General features: G+C 69.6%; 28 protein-coding genes and 1 pseudogene. 20 read left to right on the forward strand and 9 right to left on the reverse strand.

The genetic code is table 11. The features are described 5' to 3' along the window. Positions 1-300 precede the first annotated feature (300 nt). The 15 genes from AMK29_RS36270 (at position 301) to AMK29_RS31440 (ending at position 13,665) form a co-directional block, all read left to right on the forward strand. Positions 301-939 carry a hypothetical protein gene (locus AMK29_RS36270; RefSeq protein WP_143202964.1) on the forward strand — a complete coding sequence of 213 codons (639 nt, stop codon included), beginning with the start codon at positions 301-303 and terminating at the stop codon, positions 937-939. Positions 940-977: 38 nt separating this feature from the next. Continuing rightward, positions 978-1,823 carry an ATP/GTP-binding protein gene (locus tag AMK29_RS37490; protein ID WP_241845769.1) on the forward strand — a complete coding sequence of 282 codons (846 nt, stop codon included), beginning with the start codon at positions 978-980 and terminating at the stop codon, positions 1,821-1,823. 119 nt (positions 1,824-1,942) lie between these two features. Further along, positions 1,943-2,557 (forward strand): SAF domain-containing protein, encoded by a 615-nt coding sequence (locus AMK29_RS31380; protein WP_241845770.1) that lies wholly within the window; start codon positions 1,943-1,945, stop codon positions 2,555-2,557. Then, positions 2,554-3,435 (forward strand): MinD/ParA family ATP-binding protein, encoded by an 882-nt coding sequence (locus AMK29_RS31385; protein ID WP_073819420.1) that lies wholly within the window; start codon positions 2,554-2,556, stop codon positions 3,433-3,435. The genes AMK29_RS31380 and AMK29_RS31385 overlap by 4 nt, the downstream gene beginning before the upstream one ends. Next, positions 3,428-4,993 carry a CpaF family protein gene (locus AMK29_RS31390; protein ID WP_073819422.1) on the forward strand — a complete coding sequence of 522 codons (1,566 nt, stop codon included), beginning with the start codon at positions 3,428-3,430 and terminating at the stop codon, positions 4,991-4,993. Before AMK29_RS31385 ends, AMK29_RS31390 begins: the two co-directional genes overlap by 8 nt. 142 nt (positions 4,994-5,135) lie before the next feature. After that, entirely contained in the window at positions 5,136-6,056 is a 921-nt protein-coding gene (locus AMK29_RS31395; protein WP_073819424.1) for a type II secretion system F family protein, read from the forward strand. Continuing rightward, complete coding sequence (locus AMK29_RS31400; protein WP_073819426.1) at positions 6,053-6,943, forward strand: type II secretion system F family protein; 891 nt, start codon at positions 6,053-6,055, stop codon at positions 6,941-6,943. Before AMK29_RS31395 ends, AMK29_RS31400 begins: the two co-directional genes overlap by 4 nt. Before the next feature lie 17 nt (positions 6,944-6,960). Then, positions 6,961-7,146: a hypothetical protein gene (locus AMK29_RS31405; RefSeq protein WP_073819428.1), complete on the forward strand. Its 186-nt coding sequence runs from the start codon at positions 6,961-6,963 to the stop codon at positions 7,144-7,146. A 28-nt stretch (positions 7,147-7,174) separates the two neighbouring features. After that, positions 7,175-7,597, forward strand: coding sequence for a TadE family protein (locus tag AMK29_RS31410; RefSeq protein WP_073819431.1), 423 nt, complete (start codon positions 7,175-7,177; stop codon positions 7,595-7,597). Further along, positions 7,594-8,037, forward strand: a complete 444-nt coding sequence (locus AMK29_RS31415; protein WP_073819433.1) for a TadE family protein — start codon at positions 7,594-7,596, stop codon at positions 8,035-8,037. Before AMK29_RS31410 ends, AMK29_RS31415 begins: the two co-directional genes overlap by 4 nt. After that, a complete protein-coding gene (locus AMK29_RS31420; RefSeq protein WP_241845771.1) occupies positions 8,034-8,492 on the forward strand; it encodes a pilus assembly protein TadG-related protein in 459 nt (152 codons plus the stop codon). The genes AMK29_RS31415 and AMK29_RS31420 overlap by 4 nt, the downstream gene beginning before the upstream one ends. A 7-nt stretch (positions 8,493-8,499) precedes the next feature. Then, on the forward strand, positions 8,500-11,994 hold the full coding sequence (locus tag AMK29_RS31425) for a LysM peptidoglycan-binding domain-containing protein (protein ID WP_073819436.1): 3,495 nt from the start codon (positions 8,500-8,502) through the stop codon (positions 11,992-11,994). A 68-nt stretch (positions 11,995-12,062) separates the two neighbouring features. Next, complete coding sequence (locus AMK29_RS31430; protein WP_073819587.1) at positions 12,063-12,353, forward strand: hypothetical protein; 291 nt, start codon at positions 12,063-12,065, stop codon at positions 12,351-12,353. Between the two features lie 4 nt (positions 12,354-12,357). Further along, the gene (locus AMK29_RS36275; RefSeq protein ID WP_143202965.1) at positions 12,358-12,720 is read left to right on the forward strand and encodes a hypothetical protein; all 363 of its coding nucleotides are present in this window, start codon (positions 12,358-12,360) and stop codon (positions 12,718-12,720) included. A gap of 486 nt (positions 12,721-13,206) precedes the next feature. Further along, positions 13,207-13,665 (forward strand): hypothetical protein, encoded by a 459-nt coding sequence (locus tag AMK29_RS31440; RefSeq protein WP_073819438.1) that lies wholly within the window; start codon positions 13,207-13,209, stop codon positions 13,663-13,665. Between the two features lie 47 nt (positions 13,666-13,712). Here the strand turns inward: AMK29_RS31440 and AMK29_RS37495 are convergent, their stop codons facing one another. Then, positions 13,713-15,101, reverse strand: a complete 1,389-nt coding sequence (locus AMK29_RS37495; RefSeq protein ID WP_241845772.1) for a NucA/NucB deoxyribonuclease domain-containing protein — start codon at positions 15,099-15,101, stop codon at positions 13,713-13,715. Between the two features lie 711 nt (positions 15,102-15,812). Here AMK29_RS37495 and AMK29_RS31450 point away from each other — a divergent pair. Then, positions 15,813-17,051 carry an IS110 family transposase gene (locus AMK29_RS31450; protein WP_073819440.1) on the forward strand — a complete coding sequence of 413 codons (1,239 nt, stop codon included), beginning with the start codon at positions 15,813-15,815 and terminating at the stop codon, positions 17,049-17,051. Here AMK29_RS31450 and AMK29_RS31455 read toward each other — a convergent pair. Further along, positions 17,038-17,388, reverse strand: a complete 351-nt coding sequence (locus AMK29_RS31455; protein WP_073819442.1) for a hypothetical protein — start codon at positions 17,386-17,388, stop codon at positions 17,038-17,040. The two genes, AMK29_RS31450 and AMK29_RS31455, sit on opposite strands and share 14 nt — an antisense overlap. A gap of 135 nt (positions 17,389-17,523) precedes the next feature. On the opposite strand from AMK29_RS31455, the gene AMK29_RS36590 reads away from it, so the two are divergent. Continuing rightward, positions 17,524-17,685, forward strand: coding sequence for a hypothetical protein (locus AMK29_RS36590; protein WP_158071367.1), 162 nt, complete (start codon positions 17,524-17,526; stop codon positions 17,683-17,685). Here the strand turns inward: AMK29_RS36590 and AMK29_RS31460 are convergent. Both AMK29_RS31460 and AMK29_RS31465 read right to left on the reverse strand, forming a co-directional pair. Then, positions 17,655-17,981, reverse strand: a pseudogene (locus tag AMK29_RS31460) (transposase); the annotation flags it as partial. The gene AMK29_RS36590 and the pseudogene AMK29_RS31460 sit on opposite strands and share 31 nt — an antisense overlap. A 56-nt stretch (positions 17,982-18,037) precedes the next feature. Beyond that, positions 18,038-18,793 carry a hypothetical protein gene (locus AMK29_RS31465; RefSeq protein WP_073819444.1) on the reverse strand — a complete coding sequence of 252 codons (756 nt, stop codon included), beginning with the start codon at positions 18,791-18,793 and terminating at the stop codon, positions 18,038-18,040. 392 nt (positions 18,794-19,185) lie between these two features. On the opposite strand from AMK29_RS31465, the gene AMK29_RS31470 reads away from it, so the two are divergent. From AMK29_RS31470 to AMK29_RS31480, 3 genes are all read left to right on the forward strand, one after another. After that, the gene (locus AMK29_RS31470) at positions 19,186-19,368 is read left to right on the forward strand and encodes a hypothetical protein (RefSeq protein WP_073819446.1); all 183 of its coding nucleotides are present in this window, start codon (positions 19,186-19,188) and stop codon (positions 19,366-19,368) included. Positions 19,369-19,780: 412 nt separating this feature from the next. Further along, positions 19,781-20,170, forward strand: coding sequence for a hypothetical protein (locus AMK29_RS31475; protein WP_073819448.1), 390 nt, complete (start codon positions 19,781-19,783; stop codon positions 20,168-20,170). Positions 20,171-20,379: 209 nt separating this feature from the next. After that, positions 20,380-20,583, forward strand: coding sequence for a cold-shock protein (locus tag AMK29_RS31480; RefSeq protein ID WP_030219333.1), 204 nt, complete (start codon positions 20,380-20,382; stop codon positions 20,581-20,583). A 618-nt stretch (positions 20,584-21,201) separates the two neighbouring features. Here the strand turns inward: AMK29_RS31480 and AMK29_RS31485 are convergent. The 5 genes from AMK29_RS31485 to AMK29_RS36595 form a co-directional block, all read right to left on the reverse strand. Then, positions 21,202-22,017 carry a phosphotransferase gene (locus tag AMK29_RS31485; RefSeq protein WP_073819450.1) on the reverse strand — a complete coding sequence of 272 codons (816 nt, stop codon included), beginning with the start codon at positions 22,015-22,017 and terminating at the stop codon, positions 21,202-21,204. After that, positions 22,014-22,682, reverse strand: a complete 669-nt coding sequence (locus tag AMK29_RS31490) for a hypothetical protein (RefSeq protein WP_073819452.1) — start codon at positions 22,680-22,682, stop codon at positions 22,014-22,016. The genes AMK29_RS31485 and AMK29_RS31490 overlap by 4 nt, the downstream gene beginning before the upstream one ends. Continuing rightward, positions 22,679-24,169: a pyridoxal phosphate-dependent decarboxylase family protein gene (locus AMK29_RS31495; RefSeq protein ID WP_198942367.1), complete on the reverse strand. Its 1,491-nt coding sequence runs from the start codon at positions 24,167-24,169 to the stop codon at positions 22,679-22,681. The genes AMK29_RS31490 and AMK29_RS31495 overlap by 4 nt, the downstream gene beginning before the upstream one ends. A 239-nt stretch (positions 24,170-24,408) precedes the next feature. Beyond that, complete coding sequence (locus AMK29_RS31500; RefSeq protein WP_073819454.1) at positions 24,409-24,831, reverse strand: DUF6415 family natural product biosynthesis protein; 423 nt, start codon at positions 24,829-24,831, stop codon at positions 24,409-24,411. Next, the gene (locus AMK29_RS36595) at positions 24,828-24,995 is read right to left on the reverse strand and encodes a hypothetical protein (RefSeq protein ID WP_158071368.1); all 168 of its coding nucleotides are present in this window, start codon (positions 24,993-24,995) and stop codon (positions 24,828-24,830) included. The genes AMK29_RS31500 and AMK29_RS36595 overlap by 4 nt, the downstream gene beginning before the upstream one ends. Between the last annotated feature and the right edge of the window lie 212 nt (positions 24,996-25,207).

A 25,207-nucleotide genomic window follows, 5' to 3' on the forward strand; every position in this document is an offset into this window, starting at 1 on the left:
GCGCGTTGCAGTAATGGCAGATCCTCCATGATCACGCAGCAACCCCAACCGTATGACCGTCATTAGATCGGTCTCGCCCTGGAGGCCGTTGCTGAAGACGGTTCAGTGACTCGACGACCTGACAGATTGATATCTGAACTCAGGTCGATTTTGGCTGATTTCATCGCATCCCTGAGGCTCAACGGCTGTTATACCCGGTGTGGTTGATGTGATCTTGCTTAGTCTTGGCCTTCGCGCAAATGAAGTGGTGCTGCGGTTCACAGCGAGCTCTGTAGGAGCGGCCAGCGCAGGTGGCGCCAGGTGACTGCATATGCAACGGGAGACATCGTGACGACTCATACGCACATGCGACGCGTGCACCCTCGAACGGCGCCGCTCCGATCAGCGGGATCCGTCCTTCTCGCCGGTTCACTCTTCCTTGGGGGATGCGCCAGCGCTGAGAAGACTCCGGAAGCGAAGCCGCACACGACCTCCACCTCGTCGGTCACGTCGACCCCACCTAAGCCCGTCGCAGACCCGGTCGAGACCGCGAAGACGGAAGCGATCGCCACCTACCTTGCGCACTGGAAGGAAGTGGAGAAGCGCTACGCAGACAAGGCGGGCAAGGCTGGCAACATTGAGAAGTACGCGGCTGCAGCAGCTCTGGCGCAGGTTGAGACGGGCGCCGCCGATATGCGGAAAAAGGATGCGGTAGTCCTCGGCACCGTCACTGTGAACAACCCGACCGCGACGAGTGCCGACATCGACCGCAAGGTCCCGCACGTCATTCTCTCAAGCTGCCTGGACATCTCTCGTTGGACCGTCACCGATGTGAACACCCAGAAGCCGGCCGCCATGCCCAAGAACAGGCTCGTGCGGTACGTCATCAAGGCCACCATCGAGAAGTGGCCCGCAGGATGGCGCGTCATCCGCGACGAACCGCAGGGTAAGTCGTGCTGACCCCTCGAGCGGCAGCTACAGCCTTTCTCGCACTCAGCATGACAGCGATCTCTGTTGCCTCCGCCCAGGCAGACGGCCCCGACGGGGAAAGCGGTTCCCACTGTGGTCCCTTCTTCTGCGAGGTGGAAGTCGACGTGCCCGGTTCCGGCGGCGGCAGCGGCGGCGCGCCGGCTTCGGGCGGAACCTCCGGAGGAAGCGGAGGCGGAGGAGCGAGACCGGCCACCGAGCCGGTGTGCACGTACAAGAAGCTCGATCCGCAACCCATTGCCGGCAGCCTCGACTGGGAGGGCCACGAACCCGACGACGGCGCCGTCTACGAGGAGCGCTGCACCTACGACAACGGCCTCACTGAGTTCACCAATGTGCGGAACATGTGGGCGGCTACACCACCCGCCGCAGTCGCTGTCGACCCGGCGACCCTCGCTCGTCAGGCAGTGGACCGAATGCTGCTGCGTGGACCGCAGATCGGCATCACCCCGAAGCCTGGCGGAAAGGGCGTGGTCGGCATGCCCGTGTACCTGTGGACCGAACGGGGCCCGGAGACATACGGGCCGAACGTCGCCTCGGCTTCAGCCGGTGGTATCACCGTGACCGCGACGGCACAGGTCAGCCGGATCGTGTGGAACATGGGCGACGGTAAGAGCGTCATCTGCACGACTCCCGGCACGCCCTACAAGGCCGAGTACGGCAAGCAGCCTTCTCCGGACTGCGGCCACCGCTACACCGCGCCCTCCTCCACCACCGGGATAGGCACGTATCACGTGAACGCGACATCGACCTGGACGATCGGCTGGCAGGCGACGACTGGACAGTCAGGGCAGCTCACCGAGACCAGGCAAAGCGCTGTGGACGTCACCGTCGCCGAGGTCCAGGTCCTCAACTAGTACGCGCACCGCCTGCACTTCCCCGAGAGGCAGTATCCCGAATGGAAACCCCCGCCGCCCCGCCGGTGCCGCGTCCAGCCGGCTTGCGCACCGAACTCCCGATCACCACCGTGGCCCCGGTGAAGAAGCAGCGCCGGTATGCCGCGGCTGCCCTGAGCACCGTCCTGGCCGTCGCTGCCGCCCTCGGCGCGGCCGCCGCGGTGTCCGCTGTCGGCGACCGCACGAAGGTGCTGGCCATCGCGAACGACGTCCCCGCCGGGCAGCCCCTGACGGACGCGGACATCGTCGTCGCGGAGGTCTCTGCCGACTCAGCCCTGGCCCCGATGCCTGCCACCGACCGGACGGTGGTGGTAGGCAAGCGCCCTGCCGTCGACCTGCGCAAGGGCAGCCTGCTGGTGGCCTCCCAGCTGCAGCCCGGCACCGGCCTGGGAGACGACAAGCAGCAGGTCGGTGTTCAGGTCAAGCGCGGCCAGGCCCCCGCCGGCTCCCTCGTCCCCGGCGACAAGGTCCTCGCGGTCACGGTCCCCGGCCAGGGCGAGCAGCCCACCGGCAAGGACGGTGCTGAGGCCCCGCCCACGTCGGTCAAGGCAATCGTGGTCTCCGTCAGCCGGCCCGACGCCTCCGGCGCCGTCGTCGTCAACTTGGCCGTCGCTCCATCGGACGGACCGCTGCTGGCCACCCGGGCCTCGTCCGGCCGCATCGCCCTGGTTCGCGACGTGCGGAGCGGGTCATGACGGTCACCACACTGGTGAGCGCGAAGTCGTGCGGTGTCACCACCAGCGCCCTTGCGATGGCCCTGTCCTCCACGCGGCCCTCGCTGCTCGCCGAGTGCGACCCGGCCGGAGGCACTCTGCGCGCGGGCTTCTTCCAGGCCCAGATCACAGCCGGGACCGGCCTGTACCACCTCGCTGTCGCCGAGCGTGCCGGTGAGGATGCGCTCGCGCAGGCCTTCGCGAGCCACCTCGTCGGCCTCGACGCCTCCGGCCACCGCCAGGTGTTGCCCGGTCTGACCGACCCCGCCCAGGCCCCTGCCCTGGCACGGACCTGGCCCGCGCTGGCCCAGGTGATGCGGGTGCTGTCGGACGAGGGCGGATACGACGTCATCATCGACGCCGGCCGACTGGCCCTGGAAGCCGGCCACCTCCACCCCACCCTGACCCCCGCACCGCTCCTCCAGGGAGCCGACCTGGTCCTGCTCGTCGTACGCGCCACCGATCAGTCCCTCACCCTGGCCCGGCACATGACGGAACCGCTGCGCAGCGAGCTCACCGACCGCGGCACCGGCGCCAACGCCCTGGGCGTCCTCCTCATCGAGGACGGCCCCCGCCGCGCCCACGAGGTCTCTGACGCACTGGGCCTGCCGGTCATGGTCGCGCTGCCCTGGGAGCCCGAGACCGCCGCCTACCTCGCCGGCACCGGTCGCGCCCCCCGGAAGCTGAACAAGTCCCCGCTGTTGAGCTCCGCCCGCACCGCTCTCGGCCACCTGCAGGCGGCCGCCTCCCGCCGCGCGCTTCACCAGCAGTACCCGCCCGCCCTCCCGGCACCCACCCCCCACCAGATCGCCGGAGTGCTCCAGCGCCTGGGCCAGGGACGGGTGGAAACCCGTGGCTGACATCCAGCAGCGCCCCGACAGCCCGACAGCGCACGGTCCCGCAGACATCGCCGGACTGCTCGCCGGCCGCATCAGTACAGCCCGGGTCCCCAAGCCCGCAGCCGTACCTGGACCGGCACCCGCTCTGCCGGCTCCTGGTCGCCCGGAGACGGCCGTCAGTCCGGGCGCCGTCCCGAAGCTGGCCGGCCTGCCCGGGCAGCTGCCGGTGGGCTGGGATGTGATCGAGGCACTCCAGGCCGAGGTGTCCGCCGAGCTGTCCGCGCACGATCCAAGCCGCCTCCTCGAGGAAGACGACCGCAGGGCCCAGGCCCGCTCCATGGTGACCAAGGCCGTCGCGCGGTGGGCCTCGAAGTACGCACACGGCAACACCGCCCTGTCCGCGGCCGAAGAACACGCTGTCGGAGCAGCCGTGTTCGACGCGATGTTCCGCGGCGGCCGCCTCCAGGGCCTGCTCGACGAAGAGGGCGTCGAAGACGTCATGGTCGACGGCCTCCGCGCGCACATCGAGTACTACGACCGGCCGCGCCGCACCATCGATCGGGTCGCCGACTCCCACGAGGAGCTGATCACCTGGGTCAACCGGATGGCGGGCCTGTCCGGTCACGGTGAGCGCGCCCTGACCCAGGCCACCCCCAATGTGGGCTTCCGCATGCCCGACGGATCCCGCGTCACCGCGAGCCTGCTCACCACCCGGCCGTCGGTGGTGATTCGAAAGCACCGCATCCGCCAGCACGGGATTGACGAGCTCGTCCAGTGGGGCTCGCTCAACCCGCTGCTGCGGGCCTTCCTCCTGGCCTGTGTCCAGGCGAAGCTCAACATCCTGGTCGTCGGCGACATGGGCGCGGGCAAGACCTCCCTGCTGCGCGCCCTGGGGCGGGAGATCCCGCCGGGGGAGCGGATCGCGACCCTGGAGTCCGACCGCGAGCTCTACCTGGATGAGCCCGGCCCGGAGGGCAAGCCGGGCCCCCTCACGTTCGCGTTCGAGGCCCGCCAGTCCAACGGCGAAGTCCGCGGGGGCAGCGCTTCCGGTGAAGTCACCATCGGCGACATGTTCCCCACCGCGCTGCGCTACAACGTGCACCGGGTGATCGTGGGCGAGGTCCGCTCCACCGAGGTCCTCCCCATGCTCCAGGCCATGTCCGCGGGCGGCTCCGGATCGATGTGCACCCTGCACGTCCGCCGCCCGCACGCGATCGTCTCCCGCCTGGTGCAGCTGTGCACCGAGGCCGGCATGCAGACCGAGGCCGCCAACCATTTGATCGCCTCCGCGATCGACGTGGTCGTCTACCTCACCTACCTCGACGAGACCGCGATCGGCGGCCGCAAGCACCGCTTCGTCTCTCACATCTACGAGGTCCACGACGTCGTCGGCGAAGGCGGACGACCTACCACCAGCGAACTCTTCGCGCCCCACGGCATCGAACCCCGCGCGGTCTACCGCAATATGCCGTCCTTCATCGACCTCCTGGAGCGCACCGGTAGCTTCGACCGCCGCTGGCTGACCCAGAACCCCGACGGCGCCTGGGGCCCGCCCCTGAAGGTGGTGCAGCCGCGATGACCGACCTGCAGAACACAAACCCCGGTGACCCGCGAAACCGCCTGCATCGACCCCACCGTCAAGGGCGCGGCTGTGGTCCTCGCAGGCCTGCTCGTGTGATGGCTTCACAGCTGATGACCGAACCCAAGATCCGGGAGGCGTGGTGAACTCCTCGCAGCTCGCTCTGGTAGCCGCGCTGTGCGCCCTCGTCATGGTCCTCGCCGGCCTGCTCGCCGTGCGCGAGTGGCGCGGCCGCGTCGTGGACCCGGCGAAGCCCGCCTCCCGCCGCGCCAGCCGGATCCAGGCGGCGAAGGCAAGCCTGCCCGAGGCCTGGCAGAGCCGCTGGCGCGCCCTGGTCACCACCGCCGGGATCACCATCCTTGTGGTGTGGGCGTGGACCGGCTGGCCCGTTCACGGAGTGCTTGCCGGCGCTGCGGTCCTGGGCTTCCCTTTCCTCCTCAACCCAGGCACGGCCGCCGAGCAGAGGATCGAGCGGCTGGAGGCGATCGGTCAGTGGCTCAACGGGCTGGCGGGCATCCACACCGCGGGCATCAGCCTCGTGCAGACCATCCGCGCCAGCGCCCGCAACGCCCCCGCCCCCATCGCCGTCAACGTCCGGGCGCTGGATGAGCGGCTGCGCTCCGGCATGGACTCCAAGCAGGCCTTCGCCTTGTTCGCGGACGAGCTCGGCGACGGTGTCGTGGACCATGTCGCGCTGCTGTTTCAGTCGCACGCGGCGAACATGGGACCCGGCCTGTCGACCGCGCTGGAGGCGCTCGCGGTGACGATCCACCAGCAGGCCGCCGACGCCCGCGACATCGAGTCCGACCGCGCCAAGATCCGCAAGTCCTCGCGCATCGTCTCGATCGTGATCTGCATCGTCTTCGTCGGCTGCATGCTCAACGAAGCCTGGTCCGCCTGGTACCAGTCCCCAGCCGGGCAGCTCGCCCTCGCGATCCTCGGCGGGCTCTTCGCCTGGACACTGGCCTGGCTGCGCCGGGCCGCCGCCACCAAGCCGGACCCCCGCCTCCTCAATCCGCTGACCCCGGCCGAGCCGGCCGCCGCGACGGGAGCCGCCCGATGATCCCCATGGAAGCGGTCCTGCCCGCCGCGGCCGCCGGAGCCCTCACCGGCGTCGCCATCCGCGCCCTGTGGCCGGTCCGGCCCGATGTCGTCTCCGTCATGGACCGGCTCGACGCCGACCACATCGCCCGCCAGCCCAAGATCACCGCCACTAGCACCGGGTCCCTGCCCGAGAGGGTCGGCACCCGCCTCCTGGCGGGCTTCGGCGAGCGGATCACACTGCCCGTCCGGGACCTCGCCCTCCTGCGGATCAGCCCCGCCGAGCACCTCGGCAAGCGGGCCCTGTTCGCGCTGTACGGACTGGTCCTGCCGCAGCTGGCCGGTGCGCTCCTGTCCATGCTGGGAGTGAGCCTGCCGTTCGTGATGCCAGCCGCCGCAGGCCTCGGCCTGGGCGCCCTGTTCTGGCTGTGGCCCGGGCAGGAGGTCAAGAACGAAGCTGCGGCCGCCCGCCTCGTCGTACGGCACGCCGCCGCCAGCTACCTCGACCGCGTCGCCCTGGCCCGCATCGCCAACTCCGGCGCCGCCCAGGCCCTGACCGACACCGCAGACGTGGGTGACGGCTGGATCTTCGAGCGGATGCGGCAGGCGTTCTACGAGGCCGACCTCGCCGGCGTCACCGTCTGGGACGCCCTCAAGCAGCTCGGCGAAGAGCTCGACATCCCAGAACTCACCCGGCCCGCCGACACCCTCGCCCTCGCAGGCGACGGCGCCGCCGTCTACACCACCCTCCAGGCCCAAGCCCGCCAGCTGCGCGTCGCGATCCTCTCCGACGCCAAAGCCCAAGCCAACGAAGCCAGCACGAGCATGGTGCTGCCGGTGACCTTCGCGGTCCTGCTGATGCTCGTCTTCGTCGTCCTGCCACCCGTTGTCTCGATGTTCAACGGCTGAACCCAAGGGAGAGAACCATGCACATCCGCGCCCTGACCACCGTCCTCGCCGCCCGCTGGGAGCGACTGAAGAAGGGCGGCGACGCCGGCCAGACCTCGGCTGAACTCGCCGTCATCGCCGGCGTCGTCATCGCCATCGCCATCGCGGTCGTCGCCGCGATCAAGACCTTCACCGACGCCAAGATCCCGCTCATCAGCGGCTGAAACCAACCACGACGAGGAGGGGAGCGGCGTGAAAGACCAGGTCAGCAACCGGCGGCGGCGCCTACGCGCACGCCGGCGACACGAGGGCGACCGTGGCTCAGGCAGCGTGGAGCTGGCCGTGCTCGCCGTCATGGTGCTGTTCCTGGTCTTCGCCGCGATCCAGACCGGCATGTACTTCCACGCCCGCTCCGTCGCCCGCTCCGCAGCCACCCAGGGAGCGGAGGCCGGACGCCAGCTCGGCGCCAGCACCGGCGACGGCGTCGCCCAGGCCCAGGAACTCCTCGCGAAGTACGGCAGCGTCCGCGGGGCGAGCGTCTCCGCCGAAGGCAGCGGCCCGGAGCAGATCCGCATTACCGTCCGCGGCACCGTCGCAACCCTGGTCCCCGGCTTCGAGCTGGACGTCGTCCAGAGCGCTGAGGCTCCAGTCGAGCGCTGGGTGGCGGCGCAATGACACAGGCCCCGCACTACAACTGGCGTGAGGACCGCGGAAGCTACTCGGTGGAGACCGTCATCCTCGCGCCAGCCATCATCGCCCTCATCCTCCTCATGATCGCCTTCGGACGAGTAACCGATGCCTCCGGCGCCGTGGACGGCGCCGCCCGCGCGGCCGCCCGCGCCGCCTCCCTCGAACGGGAAGCCGGTGCCGCGCAGGCAGCCGGGGCGGCGGCCGCGACCCGCAGCCTCAACGGTGAAGGGATCCGCTGCGCCTCCTCCAGCGTCTCGGTCGACACCTCCGGGTACAGCCTCGACATCGGCCAGGAAGCCACCGTCCGCGTCACCGTTGCCTGCACCGCACCGCTCGGCGAGATCGGACTGCCGGGGCTCCCGGGATCCCGCACGCTCCAAGCCTCGTGGACCAGCCCGATCGACTCCTACAGAGGCCGCCAGTGATCACCGCCCTCACCCACCCCATCACCGCTCTGCGGGACCGCATCCGCCACGGCGGCGACCAAGGGTCGCTCTCACCGTTCTACGCGCTGAGCGCCATCGGAATCATCATGATCATGGGACTACTGGTCGACGGCGGCGGCGCCCTCAACGCAACCAACAAGGCCACCGGACTCGCGCAAGAGGCCGCCCGCGCCGCCGGCCAGCAGCTCAACATCCCCGAAGCCGTCCAAGGCACCGAAATCACGGTCGACCCGGACGCCGCCGTTGCCGCCGCCCAGGACTACCTCGCCGCCCAGAACGTCTCGGGCTCCGTAACCATCACCGATGGCGGCCAGCGCCTCGAAGTCACCGTCCACGACACCTACAACACGCTGTTCGCACAGTTCGTAGGCACATCGACGATCAACGTGTCCGGCACCGCACACGCCCGACTGCACACCCACGCCGGAGGCTGACCACCCCATGCGCACCCCCCTACGCCTGCTCCGCGCCCTGCTCGGCCTCGCCGTCCTCGCCGCCCTCATCGCCGGTATCCCGCTCGTCCTGCTGGCCGTTGGCCATCAGCCCACCGACTTCGTCGGTGGATGGGAACTGCTGACCCAGCAGGACGACGGCCGGCTGTTCTTCACGGTGCTCACGACCATCGGCTGGATCGGCTGGGCCGCCTTCACCCTCTCCGCCCTCGTTGAGATCGTCGCCCTGTTCCGCGGCCGCAAGGCGAGGCGGATCAAGGGCCTCGGCGGAATGCAATCCTTCGCCGGCCTCCTCATCGGAAGCCTCGTCCTGCTCGCCCCCACCGCGGCCTCGGCCACGACGACCAGCCCGGCCATCGCGGCCACGGCCGTACAGACCGCCGGCACCAGCAGCGCGGCGACCGCCCAGGCGCCGACCGCGGCGGAGCAGGACACCTGGCCCACTCACACGGTCACCGGGGATTCCGAGCTCCCGTGGGACCTGGCGGAGCAGTACCTGGGCAGCGGACCGCGCTGGAAAGACATCGCAGCGCTCAACCCCTCGGTCCCACAACTCGCGGCCGGCGACCAGTTCCTGCCCAAGGGCGCCGTAATCCGCCTCCCCGCCGACGCCGACATCGCCAAACCAGCCGCCCCAGCTCCGGCACCCGACGCGACCACGCCAGAGACGACCGGGCCCGCACAGGCCGGCGCCACCGCCCCCAAGCCCGCTGCGGCCCAGGCCGAGCATGTCGTCGAGCCGGGTGAGAACCTGTGGGGCATCGCTGACGAGCACGGCGCCCCCGAGGACTGGCCGAAGATCTTCGAAGCCAACAAGGGAAAGCCGCTGCCCGGCGGCGGGACCTTCGACAACCCCGACCTGATCGTCCCCGGCCAGGCACTCACCCTCCCCACAGCAACCGCCCCGGCCCCCGCTCCCGACAGCCGGCCCGCCCCGGACACCAAGACGCCCCCGAAGCCGGACACGCCGACGGACACCCCCAAGCCGACCGCCCCCGCCCCACAACCTTCGAAGCCCACCACCCCTGCGCCCGCCGCCTCCACCCCCACCGCTGTCGCTCCCACGCCCCCGCAGGACGATCAGAAGGCAGACACCCCCCAGCAGCCGCAGGACACTGGCGAGGCGCTGGCGCCCGCTGCCGTCTATATGGGCGCCGGAGCCCTGGCCGCCGCCCTCATCGGCACGCTCGCAACCCGCCGCATCCTCCAGCAGCGACGCCGCCGGCCCGGCCGCCGCATCCCCATGCCCACCGGCAGCGCCGCCGCCACCGAGCAGGGTCTGCGCGCCGCCCAACACCCCACGGGCTTCGACCTCCTCGACACCGCCCTGCGCACGCTGGCCCTCAACCTTGCCGCCGCCGAGCGCGACCTGCCGGTAGTCACCGCCGTCGTCCTGCACGAGCACAAGGTCGAACTCCACCTCGACAGCGACGTACCCCCGATGAAGCCCTTCTCAAGCGCCGCCGGCCGCACAGACCTGTGGACCTGTCCAGCCTCCAGCCCCGACCTCGCCGACCACGACGCCCTCCAGGGCGCCGACGCGCCTTACCCCGCCCTGGTCTCCCTTGGCTGGGACGGCGCAGGCCACCTGGTCCTCGTCGACCTGGAACACGTCGGCGTGCTGCACCTGGAGGGCGACGCCGACCACGCCCGCCACGTCCTTCAGGCCATCGCGGTCGAGCTCGCCAGCACCCCCCTGCCCGGACACCTGGAGATCACCGCGCTGGCCGGCACCGCCGCCGGCCTCGACGACGCAGCACCCGAGCGCGTCGCCCGCACCACCTCCCTCGCCGACGCGATCGCCGAACTGACCAGCCACACGGCCGACCAGCGCCGCGCCCTAGCCGCGATCGGCGCACCCACCCTCCGCACGGCCCGCTTGCAGGAAGACGCCGGAGGATCGTGGACGCCCCACATCCTCCTCGCCGCCGACCTCCCGGAAGGGGCCCAGACCGAGGCGCTGATCCACCTGATCACGGCGCAGCCGCGGGTCGCCGGCGCGGTCGTCACGGCCGGCAAGAATGCCCACCTGGCCCCGGATGAAGGCTGGAGCCTCCACTGCGCGGGACCGGACGAGACCATCGTCCTGCCGGGCTCCAGTCTGCCGATCAAGCTCCAAGGCCTGTCGGACCCGCACTTCGCCGACGCGATCGAACTCCTCACCCTGTCTGGCAACACCACCGACGTACCCGCCCGCGACGAGTGGCTGGACGGCCTTCTCGACACCGACGAGCAGGAGGAAGAGAACAAGGCTGAGCAAGACCAGGCAGATGCGGACGAGGAGGACCCGTCAGACCACATCGAAGAGACCAGCGACGACCAAGCACCGCAGCCAGATGCCAGCGCCGACGAAGACGGCATGCCAGACGAGTACGCCGACATCGAGCGGGAAGCGCTCGAGACCGAGCATCAGACCGAGGCCGACGCCCCCACCGACGAGACGCCAGAGCCGACCGGCCAGCCCGCCGCCCACATCGCCGAGGACCCCGACGACCAGGCCGAGCACGGCACCAGCGGCTGGACCCCCACTGACCGCTACTACGCCCCTCGCGCCCCAGTTGCCGCGCCTGCACCGACGGCCGAAGCCGCCCCCGCGCTGACGAATCATGAGACCGGCCCCTCCGAGGCGATCCCTGAGGCCGAGAATCCGATCCCGGCGCCCCTCCCGGTGCCTGCCCCGGCCCGCGCCGTTGATGACGCCGACGGTACCGAGGCCACGTACGAGACCGCGCCGACGGTGTTGCTGCTCGGACGAGTGGTCATCGAAGGCGCCACAGGCCGGATCGACTCCAACAGGCAGAGCGCAGCCGTCGAACTCGTCTCCTACCTCGCGCTCAACCCCGGCGCCGACCACCACGCCATCGACGACGCCCTCTGGCCGGGCCGCCTGGTCAACAAGCAGATGCGCAACGCCGTCATCTCCAGGACCCGCTCCTGGCTCGGCAAGAACGCCGGCGGCGAGGCCTTCTTCCCGCGGGTCCAGGACACAGGTGACAGCCGCTACCGCCTCGCCCAGGCCGTCACCTGCGACTGGCGCACCTTCCAGAACTTCGCCAGGATCGGCCTCGCCCGCCACGACGAGGACGGCGAGCTCGCCCTGCACCGAGCCCTCGCGCTCGTCCGCGGCCGGCCCTTCGCCGCCATCGACCCCCAGCGCTACGCCTGGGCCGAGCCCGCCATCCAGGAGATGGTCTCGGCGATCGTCGACGTCGCCTACGAGCTCTCTACCCGCCGCCGGGAGGCTGCCGACTACGCTGGCGCCCTCTGGGCCGCGAACCAGGGCCTCGTCGCCGGCGAAGAGAACGAAGTTCTTCACCGACAGGTCTTCCTGGCCCACCACGCGGCCGGGGACGTGGACGCCCTGCGCAAAGCCGCCGCGCGGCTGGCCCGAATCAACGAGGGCCTCGGCGGGGGAGTGGACATGGAGGCGGAGACTGCTCAGCTACTGAGCACGCTGCTGCCGAAGCCGGTCCTCCGACGGTGACGTCTAGGATCCCGCGGCGGGGCCGTACTGCGGCCCCGCCGTCACCGATTGGAGTGCAGATGGGCGGAATGAGCGCCAAGGCCACAATCAAGGACACGGTCATCGCATACGCGGTCCTGGCCGATGCGAGCAATGCCTGCGACGCCGTCGACGAGGTGGTGGTGGCCTCCGACAGCTGGAAATCGGCCACCGACCTCATGCGCGCATGCGGCTACCGGAAGGTTCCCAAGCGCCCCGCACGCAACACCATCGACGACGACGCGGTGGAAGCGGCGTTTGCGATGCCCGGCACGGTATTCCGCAAGCGCTTCGGAAGTAGTGCACCGTGGGTCCCGAACTCCCACGGCGAACAGAAGTAAGCCCATGGACGTTCCGATTGCCTTGGAGCAATCGATCGCCGCTCTGCGGCAGCACGCTCGGTTGATGTCCGAGCCGGGTTCGGTGGGAGAAGCCGGCATCGACGCCTTCGAGACGTTGCGGTCCGCAGCAATCTCCTACGGCAGAGCTGTCCGTGACACGACTGGCTGGGACAGCCCGTTCGATGAACTGGAAGAGGTCGAGGGACTCGGTGTCGCCGACGAAGCGGAGGACCCTACGGGATCCGACCGTTCCAGCGATTCGAGCCGATCGGTGGAAAGTCGCCCCGACACATGCTTCCGACACGGAATCCGCGCAGTGATCCTCGGATCATGGATCCGCAGCTGGACAACTATCCAGCGATGGTGACCTGACCCATCATCGAACGCCCCGCCGAGCCGGGCCGACCGACGTTCTACTCGCGAAGACTGCCTCGACCGGTCGAGGGTGTCGCCGCCTTGCGCACACACCGACATCACCGTTCCGGCCCCGGGAGGCCGCCGCGGCCTGCAGTCGCCCGCCTACGGCGTCCCTTCCCCGGCCCTGCTCGCCCGCGCAACACGCGGCTTCGCCCGGTTCCTCAGCCGATACGACCAGGACCAGGACGACGGAGCCGACAGAGCCGAGGGCGGCGAGACCCCCAGCGGTGACCGCCGGCGACCCGTACACGACGCTCCCGGCAGCGAGACCCGCCAGGCACACCAGCACCCACACGGTCCGGTACGACCCCGACGGCCCGATCGAGCTCCTGGCTCCCGGTGAGTGGCCAGAACGAATCGGGTTTCTGGGTCGTTCCGGTGCGTCCTATAGTGCCGAAGCCGGGCCTTCCAGGCCCATCGAGGAGGAGAGGGCGTCGTGCCTGAGTTACTGCAGAAGCAGCTTCTGGACGTCGAGGTCGCGTTCAGAGGTTTCGGGTTCCAGGAGTCGGACGACGCTGCGGTGCCCGTGCCATTCGGGGACGGCTACGAGTGGGGGGTGTTCCTGGCCCGGCACGAGCGTCGCTTCGACCTGTTCAGCGCCGGTCACACCCACACCGCGGCGGTCACTGTCAGGATCTGGGACGCCGAGCCTGTACCCGAGCTTGTCGAGTGGGATGAGATCGGCGAGGTCGACTTTGAGACGACCACCGGGGACGTCGCGGTGTGGACCATGACCCTGGGGCGGTCGGATCACCTAATTCAGCTCGGTGTTCCGGGCTGGTGGCGGGTCCGTGTCGGTTGTACCGGCCGCGCCGAGGTCGCGCGCGTCACGCAGACCGAAGGCGTCGCCTACGGAGTGGAGAAGTACGTGATCGACTTCTGGCCCAAGGCCTGACCAGATCGTGGCCGGCGCGGCGTGGGCGCCGGCCACGAGCCCTCAGGTCAGTTGATCTTGACGATGAAGCCGTCTTCCAGACCGTCGATGATCCGGTTGGCGTTGTAGAAGCCGCTCAGCAGGTTACCGGCCGCGCCATTCTGCGCTCCGGGCACGGGCAGGACGGAGAAGTTGTTCTTCTCGACGTGTACGTCGAACTCGGAGGCGGCGGAGCCTTCATAGGTGGTGGCGAAGGGGAACTCGTCGCACTCCTTGCCACCGTCGGTGTAGTTCGCGCCCCAGTAGCGGGTGCACTCGCGCACCGCGACCGCCCGGTTTCGGTCCCGCCGCCGCTTGTCCAGGAACAGGCGGTGCAAGGGTTCGTTCAGGTTGTCGCCGGGGACGTTCTTCTGAGCGTTCAGCGGCTTGGTGGCGGTCGCGTTGGTGAACGCCTGCTTGATGTGTCTGGCCACGGCCTCCTCTGGGGCGCCGGCCTTGGAGCTGTACTCAAGGGTGGCCATCATGCTGAATGCCGCGCCGCCCTTGTTGGCGGGGTTGCCGCCGCCGGTGGAGTTCCGCAGGTAGGAGGCTGCGTCCCACCGCGGCGCGAACATGAATGGCTTCCCGGTCACCGGGCTTGGTCCCACCCAACCCGGAGGCAGGGTGGCGACGATTTCAGGCTGGTAGACCGCTGAGATGAGGTCGGCCGCGCCGGCACCGCTGCCCTGCCCGGGGGCGTAGCGCAGGGTGTGGGTGTAGTGGGGGCTGGCCTGCATCTGCGGCTGTGTCTTGGTGACAGGCAGGGTGTTGCTGAGGACCGGCCTAGCGGCCGCCGGCCAGTTCTGGGGGATGACTCCCTTCAGGCTGATGCGCAGACCGGCAGCGCCGGTGGTGCCGACGGAAGTGAAGTCGGTGAGGTCGTAGTCGAAGAACATCGTGCGGTCGGACTCCTTGGGCACCGTCCCGCGGATGTAGACGGTGTAGGAGCTGGTCCCGAGCTGTCCCTGTGACCGGGCCCAGACTGTGGTGACCTGCAGGGCGGTGCACACGGCGAACCGGGACTTGAGGTAGAGCTTCGCGGTGCCACCCATGTTCGCCTTGCACTCGGCCAGCGACATCGTCCGGGCCGGCTCCGGGTACGACACAGCCGCCGGGGCAGCCAGAGACCGGGAGGCAGGGGCGGGAGACGTGCGGGGAGTCACGCCGGGGATGGTGGTCTTCGTGCCGTAAGCGGCGGCGGGGCCGACCACCTCGAGCGGCGTCGTTGGTTCCGCTGTCGCCTCAGCTGCTGCCAGCTGTCGTTCGGCGCCTGTGCGAAGGTCGGACAGGGAGGGGAGCGGGGAGCCTGCCGGCACCACGTAGGTGCGGGCCTGGCCAGGAGCGGATTCGGCGGTTGTCGCGGCAGTGGTGGTTGAGGCGAGCGGCAGCAGGGCGATCGTCGACAGCGCGGATATCAAGGTGGTGCGTAAACGGCGACGTCGTATGACGGTGTTGATGGTTCCCCCAAGGGCGTGCGGCTAGATGTGGTCATGCGCCGGCCCTCGGGGCCGGCCGCGACACCAAGATTTACCGAATGCATGATCGAATCCTTCTGTGGAGGAAGCGTTCTTGTCTGGATCCATCACAAGATTGACTGGTCTATCGGTCGTAGGGGTCGGAACCAGGCGGCCAGTTGAGGCGGGGGGTGCCCCTAATTCCTTCGTAGGGACCGCGGTGGTGCTGAGTGGCTTCACCGCGGTGTTCGAGTGGTGAGGTCCGTTACGCCCTGTCGCCACCCTGGTCCGTGAGGCCTCTGGGTAGATCGTGCGGACGGCCTCGCTGCCGAGTAGTGGCGGCCTCGTGTGCGTCGGGCGGACGCCTTGGGTGCCCCGGGCAGCGGATGCCTACACATAGAGCGGCGACGTCCGGCGCTCGCGTGGCCGTCACCACTCTGCGCCTTGATCACTCGTTGGTGTTGGTGGTGCGAGCCCGCCCCGCGGTGACCTCTTGATACGCCCGAGCCGTCCGAGCTCCCGCATAGACCGAGGCCCGTGGGGTGCGCTGGTGTCACGAACGGCTAGTGAGGTGGCGGCCCGGCCCTGATGGCCGAGGCCTGGAATTAGGTAGCTGCGTGGCCCGCATGCGCTCGTGACCAGCGCATACACCCGCACCCCTGGGGAGGGAACATCTTGATCTACTGCGGAATCGACTGGGCGGAGAAGACCCACGACGTCGCACTCGTCGACGACAGCGGCCGGCTCCTGGCCAAACGGCACATCACCGACGACATGGCCGGCTACAAGATCCTCCTGGACCTGCTCGCCGAGTACGGCGACACCGAAGAGACCCCGATTCCGGTGGCGATCGAGACCAGCCGCGGCCTTCTCGTCGCCGTCCTGCGGACCGGGAAGCGGCCGGTGTTCGCGATCAACCCGATGGCAGCGGCCCGCTACCGCGACCGGCACGCCGTCTCCCGCAAGAAGTCCGATCCCGGCGATGCCCTCGTGCTGGCGAACATTCTCCGCACCGACATTCACGCCCACCGGCCGCTGCCGGCGGACTCCGAGTTGGCCCGTGCCGTCGCTGTCCTGGCCCGGGCCCAGCAGGATGCCACGTGGAACCGGCAGCAGATGTCCAACCAGCTCCGTTCCCTGCTTCGCGAGTACTACCCCGCGGCCCTGGCAGCTGCCGCAATCTGGCAGAACGGTCTGTGCCGGCCCGAGATTCGCGAATTCCTCAAGGCTGCCCCGACTCCGGTCATGGCCCGTCGACTGACCAGGTCGCAGATCACAGCTGCCCTCAAGCGGGCCGGCCGCAAGCGCGCTATCGAGGCGGATACGGAGCGGCTCCGTGAAGCCCTCCGCACGGACTGGGCCCACCAGCCGCCGCTGGTTGAAGACGCCCTCGGCAAGCAGATGCTGGCCGTGCTCCTCCAACTGGAAGCTGCCTGCACCGCCGCCGACAACCTCGCCAAAGCCGTCGAGGAGGCCTTCGTCCAGCACGAGGACGCCGAGGTCATTCTCAGTTTCCCCGGCCTGGGCGCCCAGCTCGGCGCCCGGGTCCTGGCCGAGATCGGCGACGACCGGGAGCGGTTCGCCGACGCCCGCGGCCTGAAGGCCTACGCCGGCTCCTCGCCCATCACCAGGGCGTCGGGGAAGAAGTCCGCCATCACCCGCCGATGGGTCAAGAACGACCGCCTCAACCACGCCGGATACCTCTGGGCATTCGCCGCCCTTACCTCCTCGCCCGGCGCCAAAGCGCACTACCGCAGGCGCCGCGACGGTCATGGAGACTGGCATGCCTCCGCCTTGCGCAACCTCTTCAACCGCATGATCGGCCAGCTCCACCACTGCCTCCAGCAGCACGAGCTGTTCGACGAACAGGCGGCGTTCCCAGCACCGCCAGCGCTCGAAGTCAGTGCGGCGTGACCAGGAGCTCGCTCATCCAGCCCGGCAGCTCAGGGTCATCCCGCCAGGCCTCGGCAATCGACGCCAGGGCCGCCCAGGAGACATCCGCGATGGGGCCTGGGCGACCTGTTGCAAGCTCGGCATAGAGGCGACGGCACAGGTGCGACGTGACTTCGTACAGTGCTCCGTTGACCTCCGCGACACGCGCAAGAGAGGATCCCGGGGCATGAGGCGGCTCGCCGTTGAGGCGGATGGTCGGAACGGCGGCCGCGTATGTCCGGGCGTGGATGAAGTCCCGCAGAACGACCACCTGGTCCCACGTCGGCAGAGGCTGCTGGGGAGAGGTCGACTCGGTCATGCCGCGAGGCTACCCGCGAGTCCGTTGTTCGAGGACCCAGCCCGACCGACTTGACTGCCTAGCAACGTGAGGTGTCTATGTGTTTGGTCAAGGTGGTGGGTGCCGGGCGGGAGGCCGTCTGGCACCCTGCCTGCCATGAGCGATGAAGCGCGTGTGCAGGAATCAGCCGAGGAGGGCATGCGTCCGTGCGTCTTCTGCAGTCACCCTGTCGTGATCGACTGTCTCGACGAATGGGACTGCCCGGTGTGCGGCGTGCGCGATGAGGATCAGCCCGAGGTGGCGGGCCGGGATTCGTAGAAGGTTCCGTCGCGGAGCATGGCGAAGAGGACGTCGGCTCGGCGCCTGGCGAGGCAGAGCAGGGCCTGGGTGTGGTGCTTGCCCTGGGCGATCTTCTTGTCGTAGTAGGCCCGGGAAGCGGGGTCGGCCAGGGCGGCGAACGCGGAGAGGAAGAAGGCCCGTTTGAGCTGCTTGTTTCCTCTCCGGGAGGGCTGTTCGCCGCGGATCGACGACCCGGAACTGCGGGTCGCGGGTGCGAGGCTGGCGTAGGCGGCGAGGTGGCTGGCGGTCGGGAAGGTGCTGCCGTCGCCGACCTCTTGCAGGCGCTGAACACCCGGCGTCGCACCGTCCGCTGCACCGCCACCGGACCGCCTCAGCGCCCTCCGAAGACCAGCCGAAGGGTCATGTCCGAGTACCCGCCCACCGGCTCACCGGGCGGTAGCACCGCCTGTAGCTGCCGGTAGACCATGGCAATGCGGTCAGGAGTGTAGTCGCGCATGTCCTCCGTCGCCTGGAGCGCCAGGCCGACGTCGACCAGCGGAGTCACCGATGAGAACGCCCCGGAAGACCGGAGCGCCTCAGAACCTCCGAGGCGGCTTGCGACACCGGGGGAGCACACGGTGATCCACGAGTAACCGCGCAGCCGGGAGTCCAGTTCCGGGAGGGTCTCGTCCTGAAAGAGCCCCAGTGACGCTTCCAGGGCCGTCCGCTGGGTGGTCGTCTCGACGTCGTCCGTCAAGCACCCGAAGAGGCAGGTCTGCCCCGCCTCCACCAGTTGGCGGCGCAGGAACGTGATCCACTGCAGCTGGACGCCGGAAGAGTGATCCGGGGCGAAGAACTCCTCCGAGGAGCGATCGGCCGTGAGCCGCACCCACTCGGGAGCCTCGATGTCCCGCTCGGCGGTGACCTTGAGCCAAGGTCCGGCAGGGTACCCGTCCGCACCAAGTCGCGTCAGCTTGAGTGCCACCTCGAAGGGGACCTTCTCGAGACCGTCGAGGAAAGCATCCCACTCCGACGGCGACCACGCCCGGCTGGAGCGCGTGCGTCTACCGCGGGCCACTTTCGTGGTGAACAGACTTCCCCACAGCTCACCGGGTTCGCCGTACGGGAGTCCCGACTTGCTCAGCACAGCTCCACGGCCCGTTAGATCGAGGCCATGCGTGAAAGGCGAAAGGCTCCAGCGCTGCCCCACTCAGACTCCTGGCAGCGTCGACGAACCACTCTTCCACCAGACGCCGATAGCCCTTCCTTCCTTCCGGAACGGCAAAGTTCAACTCCGCATGGACACTCGTGTTGGGTGTAAACCCGCCAGCGATACCCACAGTTCTCCTTCCGCTGTAGAAGCTTGACCCGGCCACACCACCTCGGACCAGCAGCGCTGAAGAAGCTCAGTGAAAGTCCAGGTCGTCCTCGGCGCTGTCCGGAACGGGAAGCGATCATCCTGCACCTGGGAAGCGATCTTCAACGGGCCGGGAGATGCCTGCTCAGGCGTACTCGTGAACACCCCTCACGTCCGCGACGATGCGGCTCACGCCTGCCATCGGAGCGCAGCGGGGGAGCGGGGAAACGGTTCCCCGTCCCGGCCTGGAGCTGATCTTCACCGAGCTGAACCGGCAGTGGGAGACCGATGGCCGTCTCGTGCCCGGCCGGCTGGACGAGGCGTGGGCGGTGCTCGCCGACCGCTCTCCCTGGCCCGGAGGCTGACTGTGCGGTGCGGGCCGACTCCGTCGTCCCTGCCCCTGCTGGAAACCGCAGGCACCCTCTGGTGCTGCGGTTCTGGGCTGCCGGGCCGGCACTCCGTGGTTGGGCACACCGGTCCGGCAGCCCCGTCAGTCCGCCATGCAGCCCAGAGTGCACTGGACAGTGCTCGGGCAGCACGAAGGCCCTGGTCTCGAGGGAGGCCAGGGCCTTCGGTCGTACGGCCGCGGGAAGGGGAAGCCGGGAGCTGCGGACGGGGCCCCGTCGCCCGAGCGCGGAAGCGGGGCCGCGGACCGCGCCGGCCTCGACGTGGGGCGTCCGGGCCGGCATATGTGTCATGGAGCCCAATGCCCCGCCCTGTATAAGGACACGTCCTGAGTCAACGTGAAGCGAACCGTCACCTGGGAGGATGCTGCTCATGCAGTCGTTGCCGACCCCCTGCCCCGCCGACCGGATCCCGGACGCGACGGGCCTGGACGCCTTCACCACCACATACAGCGCGGCCAAGGAGCAGCGGGCCGTGTTCGTCGCCATCGAGCGCCAGGGTCCGGGGTGGACGGTGAAGGCCGACGCGCTCACCGCACCGCAGCGCACTCTCGACTCCCCGGTGTACGGCGCCGTCCGCGATGCAGTCAGCCACCTGATCGGCTCCCGGCAGATCCGCCCCGACTCGTTCGCCGATCCGGTCTACGTCGTGCTGTACGACGTGGACGGCGAGGGGCGGGCCCGGGAACTGGCCGCCGCCGTGCACGCCGCCTTCTCCGGCGACCTCGAGCCGCTGTCCCGCGCTGCGCCTTGCACGTCCTGACGGTCGTCTGACCCTGTGCGTCAGGCGTTTCCTCTGGTCACAGCGAGTGGGGGCGTGTACCGTCCCCGTTAGCTGTCGTGGTTCGGATCCTCACTTTGCCCATGCCTCCGGCGTGGGCTTTTTTGCTGTGCTGTGCCGCAGGAACCAGGGCGATCACCTCCGCCTCCCACATCGTGTGGGCGGCGTTCATCGACTGGAAGGCATGAGACATGGCTACGGGAATCGTGAAGTGGTTCAACTCCGAGAAGGGCTTCGGCTTCATCGAGCAGGACGGTGGAGGCCCGGACGTCTTCGCCCACTACTCCAACATCGCTGCCCAGGGCTTCCGGGAGCTGCAGGAGGGCCAGAAGGTGGAGTTCGACGTCACCCAGGGCCAGAAGGGTCCGCAGGCGGAGAACATCCGCCCGGTCTGAGCCCCGCCTGCATCTCCGACGCCCCGCGGGCTGCTCTCAGCCGCCCGCGGGGCGTCGCCGCATCTCTCAGCGTCGGCTTTCCGGTGCATTTGCCGACGCGGCTTCGCGGAGCTCGTGATGCCGGACGCCGGCCCGCAGCAGCGGCGCGGCCTCGGGCGCGCCGGGCACTACGCGTAGAGCTTTGCCTCGAAGGCCCGCTGCTCTACTCCTCACCGGAGCTCGCCGCCCGCGTCGCTGCCCGGCGGGACGGTGACGGCGCCCTGGTGATAACCGGCTCCCCGTCCTTACCCTGCTCGCGGATACGGCCTGGACCGCCCCATCCCGCCCGTCAATACGCCCCGTCTCGTTGCGCGGCAATGGGTAACACCTGCCGCAGCGCGGACCCGGAGCCGCAGCACGACCAGGAGCCGGGTAAGCTCCGCGGTCTCATCCGCCGCGGCTGACCACAGGCGGCGACGCCGCCCCTCCCGCCGGATGAGAGGCGGCATCGACGAGCAGACGCCCTTGTCGAGAGCTTGAATACGTGAGAGCGAGAGTTTCAGCCGTCGCTCTCACCACGAGATCGCTCTCGTCAGGTCGCGTACGCCCACGGGAAAGCGCGGGGGCCGGGTGGTCGGGTTACCGGCGGCGGTAGGCCTCCCACACACGTCCCGCCGTCAGGGCGCGCCTGCGGTAGCGGCGCAGTTCGGGAACGCCCTGCCCGGCGCGCTGGGCCCAGTAGGTGGTGATCGAGGACGCGAACGCGATGATCGCGTTGTCGGGTGCGTCACGGTAGGCCGGGACCTGAGTGGCGTGCTTCTCGGCGTCCTCGGGGGTGTGTCCGGCAAGGATGAGCTGGGGGACGAGGAGCGCCACGTCGAGCCAGGGCGCACCCCGGTGGGCGAGGGCCCAGTCGACGAAGTGGACACCGTGGTCGCCGATGAGGAGGTTGTCGGAGCGGATGTCGCAGTGCAGGAGGGTGTCGCCCCACATCGCCTCGTGGTGGTCCGCGGCCTGCGCGACGACCGGGTGGCTGGTGAACCGCGGCGCGTCCGGGTAGGGGTTCGGGGTGAGCGAGGCGTGGAGCGCGGCGACGGCGTCCAGGACGAGCGGCAGGTCCGGTGAGCCGGGCGCGAGGTCGGGGTGGCGTCCCTCGATGTACTCGAAGGCCAGGACGACCCAGTCGTGCTCATCGAGTTCGGCGAGAAGTCGCGGGCCCGGCCCCGGGGGCAGGGTGCGGTTGATCGCCGCTTCGGTGCGGTACATGTCGGCCAGCGGGTCACCGGCGGGGATGGCCTTCACGAAGACCCGACGGTCGTCGTCCTGGGGCATCCGGACGCGGACGCCCGGGGTGAAGCCGCCGGCGACGGGCTCGGCCGGGCCAGTGGCGGCGAGCTGGTCGGTGATCCGCCCGCGGAGCGCGGGCGGGAGGTCGTCCCAGGTACGAGTGGTCACGTCGCTCTCCAGGTGATCGTGTCGTGGTCGATGCGGACCAGGTCCTCGTGGGCGAGGTGGGCAAGGCCCCGGCGCAGTACCGCGTGCAGGTGGGTTTCGTGGCGGTAGCCGAGGAAGTGTTTCTCCGTCAGGCCCTCTGGAGACGACAGTAGGACGCTCGCGGCCGACGTGAGAGCGAGTTTTCCGGTGCCCGCGATCCGCAGGGCCAGGAGCGCGGCTCCTCGTTCGGCGGCGGCGACGTGGCGGCGGTAGGTGTGGACGTCGCCGGTGAGGAAGACGTGCGGGGTGGTCAGGGCGTTGAGGACGAGCCGCAGCTTGAACCCGCGCGAGTTCAGCGCTTCGGGGTCGCCAACAGGCGTGGCGTAGTCAGTGACGGCGTCGAAGCCGTCAAGGCGGGCGGCGTGCTCGATCTCCCGTGTGGTGGCGTAGAGCTTGGAGGTGAAGGCGACCTCCTCGTCGAGCGTCAGTCCGTGGTCGGTGTGGAGCTGCTTCACGCCGTCGATCAACTGGGCGAGCCGGTCGGCGGGAAGGGGCGCGTTGCCGGTGTAGAGGAGGTCGAGGTCGGATGCCGGCCGGGGGCGGGTGGCGTGAGAGCCGTATGTGAGCGCGTAGCCGTCGGGGACCGGGTGGAGGGCGGCGGCCGCCGTGAACAGGTCGGTGCTCACTGCTGTTCCAGGGCGTGGCCGAGGCCGGTGACGTAGGCGAGCGCGTCGCGCATGTGACTCTCGGTGATGCGGCCGTTGTTGCCCATGAAGCGCAGCGGGTGGAGCGTGGCGTCCTGCTGGATGCGGCCGGTGTCGTCGGGGAGGGAGAACTGGTGGAAGTGCCAGCGGCCCTCTTCCAGAATGCGGGCGTGGATGGCCTTGCTGATGGCGTTGATCCGCTCGACGTCCGGGCGGAGCGGGTCGTGGCCGGTGGGCAGGTACATGAACACCACGGCGGTCATGTCGGGGTCGTTCAGGCGCAGCAGGCGGGAGTTGTCGTCGACGAGGCCGGTGAAGGTGCGGGTGGTGATGAGGCGGCGGCGCATGAGGTCGGCGAGGCCTCGGCGGCCGTGGGCGCGCATCATCGCCCACAGTTTCACCGAGGACCATTCCTTGGTGCCGATGAACGGGGTGACCTGCCCGAACGCGAAGTCCTCCTGCATGATCAGGTCGGAGTAGGAGGAGACGAGCCGCAGCGACGCGGGGTCGCGGACCAGGAGCGCGGACATCGCGTAGGGGATGTCCATGACCTTGTGCGGGTCGACGGTGACCGAGTCGAAGTTCTCGATCCCGGTGAGCTTGTGGGCGAGCTCGGGCGCGAAGGCGCACATCAGACCCCAGCAGGCGTCGGCGTGGAGCCAGATCCGGGGGTCGATGGCGCGGGTGATGTCGTGGACCGCGCGGAGGTTCTCCACCGTGTGGGTGCGGCTGTCGCCGGTGTAGGCGACCACGGACATGACCTCGCCCCGGCGCTCCTTCAGGGTGTGCTCCAGGGCGGTGAGGTCGTAGCGGTAGCCGCTGGTGGGGACCTCGATGATCCGGCCCCCGCAGCCGATCCACTCCAGCGCGCTCTTGACGCTGTAGTGGCCGATCCCGGCCGGGACGACGATGTGCATGCGGGTGGCGTCGGTGACGCCGTTGTGCATGGTGCCGGGGGCGAGGTTCTCGCGGGCCAGCATCATGGCGGTGGTGTTGGAACCGGTGCCGCCGTAGGTAGTGACGCCGCCGACGTCCCACACCGTCTTCACGTCAGCGGCGGCCGGGTTGGTGAAGCCGATCAGGTCGCGGAGCCAGCGGATGACCGCGATCTCCGTGAACGTCGCGGAGGGGGCGGCGAAGGACTGGTTGATGAGGTTCTGCTGGGCGAACAGGGCGAGCAGGCCGCCGGCGAGCGCGGCGACGTCGGCGCCGGTGTGTCCGAAGCCGAGGAACCGGGGGGAGGCCTCGTTGTTGCACATCGGCAGGACCGTGTCCACGAGCTCCTGTACGACCGCGGGGACGCAGGTCGGCTCCACGGGCAGGTCGGTGACCAGCAGGTCGCGGATCTCGGCGGGGGCCAGGCGCTTGCGGGTCACCTGGTCGTCGAGCTTGAAGTCGACGCCGACGGTGACGATCTGGTTCAGGAGGGCGATGGCACCGTTGCGGTCCATCTCACTCAGCAGAGGCATGGCAGGGCTCCTTCTCAGGTTCGGTGAAGGCGCCCCCGGCCCTCCCGTGCTGGGGAGGCGTCCGGGGCGATGGAGACTGCGGAACCTTGGCACGAGCTGGGGTTTTTCAGCCGAAGGGTTCCAGGCCCGCGCCCCGTCCTTATGTCGCGGGTGCGGGAGCAGGTGGGCGGGGCCCGCCCGGCAGGCGGGCCCCGTGCTGCGCGCCGGCCCCGTGCGGGCGGAGCGGGCGCGCAGCGGTCTTACGGTCCCGGTACGGAGGCAGGGACCGCCGCGAGGATGCGGTCGAGCGCGCAGTGCAGGGCGCTGACGAGCCGGGCTCGGGACTGCGCCGCCCGCAGAGAGTGCCGGGTGGGCAGCGGTGGGGCGCTCAGTCGCCTGTCGGCTTCTGTGGCCGTGATCTGTGCCAGGGTGCGGGCGGCCACGGCGGAGGCGTGGCCGTCTCGCGGCAGCGCCGCGGCCTTCGTCCGGACCTCGTGGACGAGGAGGCGGGCGTAGCCGGTCAGCTGGAGGGCGGTCTGCTCGATGTCTGCCTGCGGCGGGAGGTGTTCGTCCTGCCGCCAGTCCAGGACCACTGCGGCGAGCCGCTCGTTGGGCTCGCGGTCGAGTGGGAGGTGGGTGTCCAAGCGGCCGGCGGGGTCGTGGACGATGCTGCCGTAGGTCATCTGCTCGTTCCCGTCAGAAGGGTGTCGAGCATCGGCTCGACGGAGGCGACGGACACGCCGTAGCGGTGCAGGAACCGCTGCTCGGCCTGCCATACCGACCAGGTGAACCCCATGTGTCCGAGCGCCGGGACGATGACGACGTTGATGCGGCGCTGCTCGGCCAAACTGCGCAGGCGGTCCCAGCCGGGCGGGACTGCGGCGCCTGGGTCAGAAGGCAGTCGTCAAAGACCGTGCCACCTTCCACGATTGTCCAGCCGTGGCCAGCGGCGACGGCGGCCACGGCCGCGAGCATCCCCCGCACGACGTCGGGGTCGGGGTCGCAGGCGTACAGGGCGGCCGTCGTGGCGGCATCGCGGCGCACACGGACGGGCGTGCT

Source organism: Streptomyces sp. CB02261, assembly GCF_001905665.1.
Classification (GTDB): domain Bacteria; phylum Actinomycetota; class Actinomycetes; order Streptomycetales; family Streptomycetaceae; genus Streptomyces.